The organism is Caenispirillum salinarum AK4 (assembly GCF_000315795.1).
Taxonomy (GTDB): Bacteria; Pseudomonadota; Alphaproteobacteria; order Rhodospirillales; family Rhodospirillaceae; genus Caenispirillum; species Caenispirillum salinarum.
Map to the genome: position 1 here is coordinate 52,192 of NZ_ANHY01000011.1, position 11,521 is coordinate 63,712.

8 protein-coding genes are annotated in these 11,521 nt (G+C 70.4%); 4 read left to right on the plus strand and 4 right to left on the minus strand.

The genetic code is table 11. From position 1 onward, the window contains the following. Nucleotides 1-7: 7 nt before the first annotated feature. Nucleotides 8-331 (minus strand): carboxymuconolactone decarboxylase family protein, encoded by a 324-nt coding sequence (locus C882_RS12035; RefSeq protein WP_043645252.1) that lies wholly within the window; start codon nt 329-331, stop codon nt 8-10. 174 nt (nt 332-505) lie between these two features. Between C882_RS12035 and C882_RS12040 the strand changes: the two genes are divergently transcribed. The 3 genes from C882_RS12040 (at nt 506) to C882_RS12050 (ending at nt 4,378) form a co-directional block, all read left to right on the plus strand. After that, complete coding sequence (locus tag C882_RS12040) at nt 506-1,801, plus strand: glycosyltransferase family 2 protein (protein ID WP_009540885.1); 1,296 nt, start codon at nt 506-508, stop codon at nt 1,799-1,801. 115 nt (nt 1,802-1,916) lie between these two features. Next, complete coding sequence (locus C882_RS12045) at nt 1,917-3,248, plus strand: TackOD1 domain-containing metal-binding protein (RefSeq protein WP_009540886.1); 1,332 nt, start codon at nt 1,917-1,919, stop codon at nt 3,246-3,248. Further along, nucleotides 3,245-4,378, plus strand: a complete 1,134-nt coding sequence (locus C882_RS12050) for an HlyD family secretion protein (protein WP_043645254.1) — start codon at nt 3,245-3,247, stop codon at nt 4,376-4,378. The genes C882_RS12045 and C882_RS12050 overlap by 4 nt, the downstream gene beginning before the upstream one ends. Here the strand turns inward: C882_RS12050 and C882_RS12055 are convergent. The 3 genes from C882_RS12055 to C882_RS12065 all read right to left on the minus strand — a co-directional run bounded on the left by C882_RS12055 (nt 4,328) and on the right by C882_RS12065 (nt 10,089). After that, the gene (locus C882_RS12055) at nt 4,328-5,617 is read right to left on the minus strand and encodes a nucleotide sugar dehydrogenase (RefSeq protein WP_009540887.1); all 1,290 of its coding nucleotides are present in this window, start codon (nt 5,615-5,617) and stop codon (nt 4,328-4,330) included. The genes C882_RS12050 and C882_RS12055 overlap by 51 nt on opposite strands. 144 nt (nt 5,618-5,761) lie before the next feature. After that, nucleotides 5,762-8,947, minus strand: a complete 3,186-nt coding sequence (locus tag C882_RS12060) for an efflux RND transporter permease subunit (RefSeq protein WP_009540888.1) — start codon at nt 8,945-8,947, stop codon at nt 5,762-5,764. Nucleotides 8,948-8,958: 11 nt separating this feature from the next. After that, on the minus strand, nt 8,959-10,089 hold the full coding sequence (locus C882_RS12065) for an efflux RND transporter periplasmic adaptor subunit (protein ID WP_009540889.1): 1,131 nt from the start codon (nt 10,087-10,089) through the stop codon (nt 8,959-8,961). 201 nt (nt 10,090-10,290) lie between these two features. Between C882_RS12065 and C882_RS12070 the strand changes: the two genes are divergently transcribed. Beyond that, a complete protein-coding gene (locus C882_RS12070; protein WP_009540890.1) occupies nt 10,291-11,463 on the plus strand; it encodes a PQQ-dependent sugar dehydrogenase in 1,173 nt (390 codons plus the stop codon). The last annotated feature ends 58 nt before the right edge of the window (nt 11,464-11,521 follow it).

Below are 11,521 nucleotides of genomic sequence, written 5' to 3' on the forward strand. Positions count from 1 at the left end.
CGCGGGCCTACCCCTTTTTGCCGGAGACGATGTCGTCGATCCACGTCAGGGCGGCAACCGCCTGCGGAAATCCCAGCGTGCCGATCGCAAGGATGGCGACCTGCTGGATGGCTTCCGGCGGGATGCCTTCGGACAGGGCACGGCGGCAATGGGAATGGACGCCACCTTCCGAAGCGGCCCCTATGGCAAGCGCCAGCTTCACCAACCTGCGCTCCTTGTCTTCAAGCGGACCGGCCTCCGAGCAGGCCTCCCCCAGCGCGGCATAAGCTTTCCAGACAGCCGGATGGTCCCGTGCAAGATCGCCTGCCGCGGCCGGAAGCTTGTCTTTCATCGTACCTCTCCATATTTGCTGATGATGCCGCTGCTGCTTCCACGCGGCCGCTCTGCGCTCGGAGCCTCACCGCCCGGAACGGCTCCAGGCGCCACGATGAGCCATTCCCGGCCGGTCCCACAAGGGCGGAGCCTTCATACGATCGGCGGCGTTATACCTCTATCGGAGGCTCGCTTGATCGACACCGCCCTGCATTTCCTCTTCGGCCTGCCGCCGGAGCAGTTCATCCGCACCTTCTGGCTGCTGATTCTGGTGGAGGTGCCGCGTTTCTTCGTCAGCTATGCCGTCGTCATCGGCGCCTGGCTGTTCGGGCGGGAGCGCGGTCCGCCCGTACCACCGGCCGGCGGCCGGGAAGCGGCTGATCCTGCCCTCGGCGTCTCCGTTCTGGTGCCGGCGCACAACGATGCCGACAGCGTCGCGCGCACGGTCATCTCCCTGCGCGAACAGCCGCACCGGCCGCTGGAGATCATCGTGGCCGACGACGGTTCCACCGACGCGACGGCCTCCGTCTGCCGCCGACTGGAGCGGCAGGGCATGATCGACCGATACGTGCGCGCGGACTCCCGGGGCGGCAAGTCCTCGGCGCTCAATACCGCGTTCTCGCTGGCCCGCCAGCCGGTCCTCCTGCTGACCGATGCCGACACCACCTTCGACCGCGATGCCGTGGCCGTCGCCGTCGAGCATTTCCGAGACCCCGACGTGGGAGCGGTCGGCGGCACGCTGCGGGTCCGCAACGCCGACGCCACGCTGGTCACGCGGCTGCAGCAGATCAACTACTTCATCGCCATCATGGCCGGGCGGCTGGTCAACAACATGCTGGGGTTCTTCTTCGTGGGCTCGGGCGCCTTCAGCATGTACCGGCGCACCGCCGTCAGTGGCGTCGGCGGCTGGGACTTCGGCCCGGGCGAGGACGGCGACATGATGGTGCGGCTGAGGCTGGCCGGCTGGACCGCGCTGTTCGAGCCCCACGCCGTCTGCCGCACCATCGCGCCGGAAAGCATCGCCCGGCTGATCCGCCAGCGGGTGCGGTGGAACCGGTCGCTCATCCGCAACCGCTTCCGCAAGGCGCGACGCTACGCCCTGGTGCCGCGCCAGAAGGCCTTCGACGGACAACTGGCGGCGGGCATGGTCGACGGGTTCATTTTCACCGCGCTGATCCCGTTCCTCTTCCTGGTCTACCTGGTGGACCAGTTCCTGCTCTACGGCATCTGGTTCATCGCCGTGCTGCTGGCGGTGCAGATCATGTACGTGACGCTTCAGGTGGCGAAATACCTGCTGCTCCTCGCCCTGTCGCCGGACAAGCGCACGGACCTGCGCTACCTGCCCTTCGTGCCGCTCTACACGGTGGCCAACGTCTACCTGCTGCGGTGGGTGAGGCTCTACGCCGTGGTGAACGAGTTGGTCTTCCGCGGTTCCTACAAGGACCCGTTCGTGCCGGCCAAGGTGCGGCGGCAGGCTCCCAGGTACTGACCCAAGGCACCTTCTTCCGCCGCAACCAGCGGGACCGCCGCCTGCGTTAAAGGCGTAGGAGGTATGCCTTTTGACCGAACCGATAGGACCGACCCGAGAGGAGATAGGCACGTCCGTGCGTCTGTTCGTGCGGACGGCCGCGGAGGCGCGCGTGCCGTCGGCCCTTCGCCTGCATTACGATCTGGTGGACGAGCCGGAGCGCGCGGACGTGGCCATCTGCCTGGGCGCGCCCGACGCCGCCCTCGCGCCCGAGCGGCCGACGTGGGCGGGCCTGATGCCGGTGGTCGCGCTGGAAACCCTTTGGCCGCTGGCCGACCATCAGCTGGAGGCCTTCGACGCCGGCCGACTCACCGAAGCCGTGCGGGCGGGGCTCGCGGCGGGCGCGCGGTACCGCGAGATACCGGCGGCGGCGCGGGCCAAGGCGGCGGAAGACCCCTACCTTGGCCTGCTGGCCTTCATCCACATGCGCGACGGCGCCTCCGCCCGGTTGAACGACGCTGCCGGCCCCGGCGTCGCCTGGCCGTTCGAGCGCCTGGCGCCCTCGCGCGGCGACCTGGGCGGCGGCGCGCTCATCGCCGACCTGGGCGCGGCCGGCTACGTTTCCCGCACGGTGAACGACGCCGGCCACCCCTGCCCCGAGTGCGGCAGCCTCAAGGCCCTGCTGCGCGATGTCTGCGCCACCTGCGGCAGCCCCGACATCGGCGAGGAGATGCTCGTCCACCACTTCACCTGCGGCTATCAGGGGCCGGAGCAGGCGTTCGATGCCGAAGGCGGCCTGTACCGCTGTCCCAAGTGCCGGCGGACGCTGCGCCACATCGGCATGGACTACGACAAGCCCGGCGGCATTACCGTCTGCCGCGCCTGCGACGCGCGGGCCGAGGAAACGGCCGTGGCGGGCCGCTGCCTGTCGTGCGCCGAACGCTTCCCCATCGATCGCAGCCCGCGCCGGTTCCTCTATGACTACGCCGTCACGCCCAAGGGACTCGACGCCCTGTTCTCCGGCGTGATCGAGATGCAGGACCCGCACGCCATCCTGTCACGCTTCGTCCCGCTGGTGGGGCTGGAAACACTGCTGTCGGTCGGCCGCAAGCTGCGCGCCCTGGGAGAGCGGCGGGCGTTCGGCAGCAGCGTGCTGACCATCGACGTCGGTGTCGAGAGCGACCCGGCGGCCCGCGGCGACCTGGCCCGGCGCGTCGGCGAGGAACTGGCCGCCCTGCTGCGGACCGAGGACACGGTGGCCTACCACATGTCTCGGCTGACGGTGCTGCTCGCCGGGGCCGGGCCCGAGCATGGCCCCGATGCCGCCGACCGGCTGCGCCAGGCCCTGGGCGGCGTGTTCTCGGACACGGTGGTCGACGCCATGGACATCCAGTGCCGGCCGCTGGACGACGTCCTTGACGGCGACCGCCCGGACAACGCCGGAGAGGGGCCGGAGGGCGAGGCATGAAGCGCATCGCTCCACGGCGCCCCGTCTACCGCGCCCCCGCCGATCCGCGGCGGGAGTCCGTGCGCCTTGGAAAATACATCTACCTGACCCTTCTGATCGCCTTCCTGGTGGTGCTGGGCCATGTGCTGATCGGGCACCTCTACGTGCTGCGCGGCGACGGCTTCGTGCTTGCCCGGCAGCGGGCCGTCGCCCTGCCGTTCGAGGCCATGGTGGAAGACGTCATGGTGGCCGACGGCGCGCGGGTGCAGGCCGGCGAGCGGTTGTTCCACTATGTCAGCGTGCCCCTTCTGTCCGATATCACCGAATTGCGGGTGCGGCTGGCCGACCTGGAGCGCCGGCGGCGGGAGCGCGCCGCGGAGCTGGACGTATCGGCGGCGGAGCTTGAAGTCCTGGAGGATTACGTCGGCCGCCTCACGGCCATGCGCGATCGTCTGGAGACCTTGCGCGAGCAGGGCCTGACGGAGAACGAGCGCTACGGCGACGTCCTGCGCTACCGCCTGCAGGCGGCGCGCGACCTGGCGGGCCTGCGCGCAGACCGGACGGCCGCCCGCGAGGAGGTGGCGGCGCTGAAGGAAAGTATCACCCGGCTGCGGAGCGAGGTCGATCGCCTGCGTGCCGTCTACGGCGACGGTACGGCCCGCGCGCCGCGCGACGGCGTGGTGGCCGGGCTGGACGTGGTCGCCGGCGAGGTTCTGGAGCCGGGGCGCGAGGTCCTGCGCGTTTTTTCGGGGCGGCGCTACCTGGGGGTCTTCTTCGAATCCGCCTCCCTCGTCGGTGCCGAGCCCGGCGATCCGGTCCTGGTGGACCTGCCGGGACGGGCGCTGGAGGTGGGCCGCATCGCCGACCTGCGGGCCGTTTCGCCCCGCCTGCCCGCGGAATTCCAGCCGCGCTTCAAGCCGGCGGACCGCGACCGGCTGGCGGTCGTCCTGCTGCCGCCGGGCGTGCTGCAGGCCCATCCGGTGCTCAGCACGGTGAACCTCTACAAGCCTGTCGGCCTGGAATGGATCGTGGACGCGCCGGAGGTGGGTCCTCCGCCGCCGCTGTTCCGCGAGGCACCGCCTTCCCGGCCGTCGGCCCGTCTAGAGCCACCACAGGTCGACGCCACGGGGAACGACGCCGGGCTCGACTAGCCCCGGCACGTCGGCCACCACGCCGGCGTCCGGCCGGGCCAGTAGGCGCGCGATCAGGGGCCACCCGGCGTCGCGGAAGGCCCGGTGCGCCACCGCCACCAAAACGCCGTCGGCGGGGGCGCAGTCCTCCGGCGCGGTCAGCGGCACCGGCGCGGTCGCGGGCGGCACCACCGGGTCCACCACCTGCACCGTTATGTCGAAGCGCCGCAGGTGCGCGATGATGTCCAGCACCTTGCTGTTGCGCAGGTCGGGCACGTCGGGCTTGAAGCTGAGGCCCAGCACGGTGACCACCGGCGGCCCGTCGCTGCGGCGGTGCATGAGCCGGCGGAGCATTTCGTTTGCGATGAACGCGGGCACGCGCTCGTTCACGCGCCGCGCCGTCCTGACGAGGTCGGCCTCGGCGCCGGCATCTTCCGCCCGGTGCGCCAGGAACCACGGGTCGACGCCGATGCAGTGCCCGCCGACCAGCCCCGGCGTAAAGGGCAGGAAGTTCCATTTCGTCCCGGCCGCCGCCAGGACATCGCGGCTGTCGAGGCCCAGCCGGTGGCAGATCAGCGCCATCTCGTTCATCAGGGCGATGTTCACGTCGCGCTGGGTGTTCTCCAGCACCTTGCCGGCCTCTGCCACGGCGATGGATGGGGCGACGTGCAGCGGCGCCTCGACGACGCGGCCGTACAGGGCAAGCAACCCTTCCGTGGTGACGGAATCGCTGCCGGCGAGAACCTTTGCCGTGTTGGTGAAGCGGTGGTCCGTGTCGCCGGGATTGATCCGCTCGGGGCTGTAGCCGACGCCGAAGTCGCGCCCGCAGCGCAGGCCCGAGGCCGCCTCCAGAACCGGGATCAACGCCTGCTCGGTCGCGCCGGGATACAGCGTGCTTTCGAAGACGACGGTCCCGCCCGGCCGCAGATGCCGGCCGACGGCGTCCGCCGCCGCCCTGACCGGCTCGAGGTCGGGAACATGAGCCTCGGTGACCGGCGTCGGCACCGTGACGATGTGAACGTCGGCCTCGGCCAGGGCGGCCGGATCGTCGGTCAGGCGCAGGTCGGCGGCCTTGAGGTCCGCGGCGGAAACCTCGCCCGTTTCATCCACGCCGCGCGCGAGAGCTTCAACGCGGCGTGGGTCGGTGTCGAAGGCAATGAGCCGGTGAGAGGCAACGGACGCAAAGGCCAGCGCCACCGGCAGGCCCACGTAGCCGATGCCGACGACGGCGATGCGAGGGCGGCCTTCCAGACCGGACACGCGGTCGCTCGTGGTAGTCATGCACCACGAACGGCGCGCGAAGGCGCCGCGTTCCGCACGACACGGCCCGCGACGACGCGAGCGCCCCGGCGCAACCGCCCACCTGCGCCGCCCCGCTCAGCTCCGGCCGGCTGCTGAACCGCATCAGGACCGCCGCCGCGCCACCAGGCTTGCGGCGGCGGCCACCGGTCCCGTGTCCCGCAGGCCGAGCGCGATGGTCGTCATGGCCGGCAGGAAGGTCAACGACACGACCGCCGCCCCCAGGATGCCGAACAGCACGATGGCGCCGACGCCGCGGTACAGCTCCGTCCCCTCGCCCGGCACGAAGACCAGGGGCGCCAGGCCGCAGATGGTGGTGATGGTGGACATGACGATGGGCCGCAGGCGCGACGCCACCGCCTCGCGCACCGCCTCATGCGGCGAGGTCTCCGGGTCGCGCACGTTCTCCATGGCGCGGTGGACGATGAGGATGGGGTTGTTCACCACCGTCCCCATCAGGATCAGGAAGCCCATCATGGAGATCATGTCGAAAGGCTGGTGAATGGCCTGGAAGCCGATCAAGGGCAGCATGCCGCCGATCAGGTTCAGCAGTTGCAGCCCGACGATGCCGCCCGCCGCGCCCAGCGGGATGGTTGTCATGATGAGCAGCGGATAGCCCCAGTGGCGGAAGATCGCCACCAGCAAAAGATAGACGATGGCAACCGCGATGCCGTAGTTGTCCAGCAACGCGGCCTGTGTGGCCTCCAACTGGTCGCTGGCGCCGGATATGTCGATGGCGACGATGGCCGGCACCTGCCCCGTCTCGCGCAGATGGCCGACGAGGTCCTCGCGCACCCGCTGAACGCCCACCTCCAGCGGCACGTCGGGCGGCGGGATGACGTTGAGCGTCACCGTCCGGCGGCCGTCGATGCGGCGGATGGTGCTGGTGTCCACCGTCTCGGCGATGCGGGCGACGGTCGCCAGCGGCACCACCGATCCCTGCGGCGTCACCAGCGGCACCTGCCCCAGATCGTCCAGGTCCGCCCGCACGCCGGCTTCGCTGTAGAAGTAGATGTCGATCTTGTCGTCGGCGCGGAAGAACTCGTCGACGAAGGCGCCATCGGTCAGGGCGGCGACCGTGAACCCCAGGTCGCCGGCCTCCAGCCCCAGTTCGGCCGCGCGCTCCCAGTCCGGGTAGACCTCCACCAGCGGCTGCGACAGCGACAGGGTCGACGGCGTGGCGCGCAGGCGGGGGTCGTCGAACACCTCTTCCGCCCGCTGGTAGGCGGCCGAGGCGACCGCATAAACGTCGGCGAGGTCGGGGCCGGAGATGTCCAGGTTCACCGACCGCGTGCCGCCGTCGTTGGACGTGATGATGGACCCCCGCGAGGCGAAGGCGCGCATGCCGGGATAGTCCTCGAAGCGGGCCGTCATCACCTCCATCAGGTCGCCCAACTGGTCGGGATCGGTGGTTTCGGTGATGATGCGCAGGCCCGATGCCTCGATGGAGAGGTTGAGGTACTCCAGCGCCGGCACCTCGGCCTCACCCTCGGCGTAGCGGGCGGGGTCGTCGCCGACGAACTGCAGGAAGTGATCCTCCAGCTCCTTGCCGATGGCGGTCATGGTGTCAAGGTTGTAGCCGGGCGGCGCGTTCATGCGCACGAAGGTCTTGGGCTCCTCGCCCTCCGGCAGGTATTCGGCCGGCGGCGTCAGGACGATGTAGACGAAGGCACTGGCCGCCACGCTGACGCCGATCACCACCAGCCGGCGCAGGCGCCCGCGGATGAGCCAGTCCACGCCGGCGACCGTGCGGCCCATGACACCGCCCTCGGCCCCCTTTTCCGTACCGCCGCCAAGCCCCTTGCCGCGCACGTCCATGTGCGCCGACGCCGTCGGCACCAGCGTGATCGCCACCAGCATGGACGCCAGGATGGAGGCGCTGATGGCGATGGCGACGTCGGAATAAAGCTGGCCGGCCTCCAGGTCGATGAACACGATGGGCACGAAGACCATGATGGTGGTGAAGGTGGACGCCACCACCGCCGGCCACACCCGCCGCACGCCCTCCACGGCGGCCTTCATGCGGTCGAGGCCGCGCTTGCGCTCCAGGTTGATGCTCTCCAGCACCACGATGGTGTTGTCGAGCGTCATGCCGATGGCGAACGCCACGCCGGCCAGCGAGATGACGTTGACGGTGCGCCCCGTCAGCAACAGGCCGATGAAGGCCGCCACCGTGCAGATGGGAATGCCCATGACGCCCACGCCCGTCGCCCGCCACGACCGCAGGAAGGCGTACATCACGATGGTCGCCAGCGTCGCCCCCAGCGCCACGTTGATCCAGACGTTGCGGATGGAGGCCTCGACGTATCCCGCGTCCTCGGCCGTCAGCTCCATGACCATGCCGTTGGGCTTGAGGACCTCCTCGTTGATGGCCTCCATCTCGTCGAGCATGGCGTACTTGATGTCGATGACGTTGGACCCGGCCTCCCGCCGAACCGACAGGCCGATGACCGGCTGGCCGTTGACGGTGGACACCTCCGTCACCTCGGAATGGTCGAAGCGCACCTCGGCCACCTCGTGCAGGCGCACGACCGCATCGCCCTGGCGGCGGACAATGAGGTTTTGCAGGTCCTCCAGGTCCTCGAAGCGCCCCACCGTGCGCAGCAGGTAGCGGCGCTTGCCGCTCTCGATCTCGCCGCCGGAGGTATCCCGGTTGCGCGCGCGCACGGCCTCGCGCACGTCGGCGATGGAGATGTCGCGCTCGGCCAGGGCGCGGGGGTCGAGCAGCACGCGGATCTGGCGCTCCGCCCCGCCGCCGATGCCGACGCGCGCGACATCCGGCACGTTTTCCATGCGGGCGCGGACGTTGTCGTCCACGAAATCCCGCATCATGTCCATGTCCAGCCCGCGCGGATTGCCGTCGACCGGCGAGACGCGGAAGTACATGAAGGAATTGGACGAGAACGACGTGGCGTAGACGCGCGGCTGGTCCACGTTCAGCGGGTAGTCGGGCACCTGGTTCAGCGCGTTGTTGACACGGATCAGCGTCTGCGTGATGTCGACGTCGTAAGGAAACTCAAGCTCCACCCGCGCCTGACCGCTGGACGCCCGCGTGACCATCCGCTGCATGCTGGGGATGGAGCGCAGGTATTCCTCCTGCTCCACCAGGATTTCCTTTTCCACGTCCTGGGGCGTGGCCCCCGGCCAGGTGGTGCGGATGGTGATGGTGCGCACCTCCAGGTCCGGGATCATCTGCACCGGAATGCCCAGGGCCGCCACGACGCCCACCACGCAGATGATCAGCGTCACGACGGTGGTGAGGATGCCCTGGCGGACCAGACGGTCGAACACGCCGCACCCCCTCAGCCTTCAGCCGCATTCCCGGGGGCAGAGGCCGGAGCGGAGGGTTTCCCAGCCCCGACCACGCGGACGCGCTGGCCCGGCCGGAGCGATTCGTTGCCGCGCACGACGGCGCGGGCGCCCGCGTCCAGGCCGGAGAGCACATGCACGCGGCCGTCAAACGCCTGGCCCAGGCGGACCTGCCGTTCGGCGACCTGAGGGCCGCCGTCGCCCTCCTGCACCACCCACACCGTCACGCGGCCATCGGGATGCCGGATGACGGCATCGCGCGGCACCACGAGGCCCCGTTCGCCCGTCGCCAGGCGCAGGACGACGCGCACCGACATGCCGGGCGTCAGCGGCAGGCCGTCGCCGACGGGCCGCAGGCGCAGGGTGAAGGTGCGCGCGGTCGGGTCGCTGACGGGAACGCGCGCCAGCACCTTTGCCGGCACCGCGCGCCCGCCCAGCACATCCGCCCGCAGGGTGATGGCGGTGTCGTCGCGCAGGTCGGGGAAATAGCGCTGCGGGACGGGCACGTCGACGCGCAGGCGGTCGACGCCCACCAGGTCCACCACCGGATCGCCGGGCGAGACCCACTCGCCCGCCTCCGTCCGTTCCCGCGCCACCACCCCGTCGAAGGGCGCGGCGATCAGGTGACGGCGCACGCGCTCCGCCCGGTAGGCCTCCTCGGCCGCAAGGCGCTCGGCGACGGCCCGCGCGGCCTCCACCGCCGAGCCACGGGCCTCAAGCTCGTTCTGGGGCAGGCTGGCCCGCGCCGCCAGACGGCGGCCGTCCTCCAGCCGCCGCTCGGCATCGTCCAGCCGCGCCCCGGCCTCCCGCGTCGCCGCCTCGGCCCGGCGCAGCTCCAGCCGTTCCAGCGCCGCGTCCAGTTGCACCAGCGGGTCCCCCTGCCCGACCCGATCGCCCAGGTCGACCTTCATGGACTGAACCAGCCCGCCCACATCGGTCGACACCCGCGCCGACCGGGATGCGACGACGGTCCCCGTCAGCCGGACGCGGTCGACGATGTCGGCCCGTTCGACAGGCGCGGCGGCAACGCGCGCCGCCTCCTCGGCGACGGCCGGGGCGGCATAAAGAAGGATCAGAACGAACGTCGCGCCGATGGACAGGCGTCCGGGCCACCGTATCAGCATTGCGAGGCCTCGCGTGTTCGTGGTGGGAGTGGCCGCAGCCACGGCGTGCGCGAAGGGCATAGGGTCTCTACGCTCCCCACGGGCCGGCGGATCAGGCGGAACACGCGGGCGCGGCGCGCGTTGCTTGGGTGAGACTGCGGGCGCGGCCTCACAAGCACGGTCCGCGCTCCAGCCCAACCGCCCAATGAAGGAGCGCACCGCATGAGGCTTTCCCTGCTCCCGCTTCTCGTGATCGCGGGCCCTGCCCTGGCGCAGCCGCAGTCGCAGGTCGAATCCATTTATACCGGCGATGTCGCCGTCTCCGTCCAGGAGGTCGCCACGGGTCTTGATACGCCGTGGGGGATGGCGTTCCTGCCTGATGGGCGGATGCTGGTGACCGAACTGCCGGGCACGCTTGTCATCGTCTCGCCCGACGACGCGGTGTCGGAGCCCGTCGACGGGACGCCCGAGGTCTTCGCCCAGGGACAGGGTGGCCTCATGGACGTGGCGCTCGACCCCGACTTTGCCGAAAACCAGCGCGTCTACCTGAGCTTCGCGGAAGCCGGCGACGACGGCGTGGCGGGCACCGCCCTCGGCCGCGGCCGCCTTGTCGAAAACCGTATCGAGGACTGGGAGGTCATCTTCCGCCAGGAGCCCAAGGTCGAGGGCCCCAACCACTTCGGCAACCGCATCGTCTTCGACGGCGAGGGACACCTGTTTCTCGCCCTCGGCGAGCGCTTCAAGTTCCAGCCGGCGCAGGACCCGTCCAACACGCTGGGCGCCATCGTCAGGCTGAACCGCGACGGAACGGTGCCCGACGACAACCCCTTCGCCGGCCGCGCGGATGCTGCCGCGGCAATCTGGTCCTACGGCCACCGCAACATCGAGGCGGCGGCCGTTCATCCTGACACCGGCGGACTGTGGATCGCGGAGATGGGTCCCCTTGGCGGGGACGAACTCAACCGGATCGAGGCCGGCGCCAACTATGGCTGGCCGGTGGTGAGCTGGGGGATCAACTACAACGGCGTCGACATCCCCGATCCGACGGCGTTCCCCGAGTTTGCCGATGCCGTCCACGTGTGGTCCCCGGTGCGCTCGCCGTCGGGAATGATCGTCTACACGGGCGACCTTTTTTCCGACTGGCAGGGCGACATTCTTTTCGGCGGCCTGTCGGCCGGCGGCGTCGAGCGCGTCGAGTTGGACGGCGACACGGTGACGGCCACGGAGTTCCTGCCCCTCAACACCCGCATCCGGGACGTCGAGCAGGGTCCGGACGGCGCAATCTACCTGCTGACCAACGTCAAGGGCGAGGAACCGGGCGCGGTCTGGCGCATGGAACCGCTTGAGATGCAGCCGCCGGAGGCCGACGGCGACCGCACGGGCCCCGGCGAGTAGACGGGATGGCGGCCAGAATGCAGGCCGGCGCCGGGCTGAGGCTGCCGCCGACGGTCCG

Coding starts and splice junctions, on each gene's coding strand:
- C882_RS12070 (WP_009540890.1), top strand. CDS start 10,291: ATGAGGCTTTCCCTGCTCCCGCTTCTCGTGATCGCGGGCCCTGCCCTG.
- C882_RS12035 (WP_043645252.1), bottom strand. CDS start 331: ATGAAAGACAAGCTTCCGGCCGCGGCAGGCGATCTTGCACGGGACCAT.
- C882_RS12065 (WP_009540889.1), bottom strand. CDS start 10,089: ATGCTGATACGGTGGCCCGGACGCCTGTCCATCGGCGCGACGTTCGTT.
- C882_RS12050 (WP_043645254.1), top strand. CDS start 3,245: ATGAAGCGCATCGCTCCACGGCGCCCCGTCTACCGCGCCCCCGCCGAT.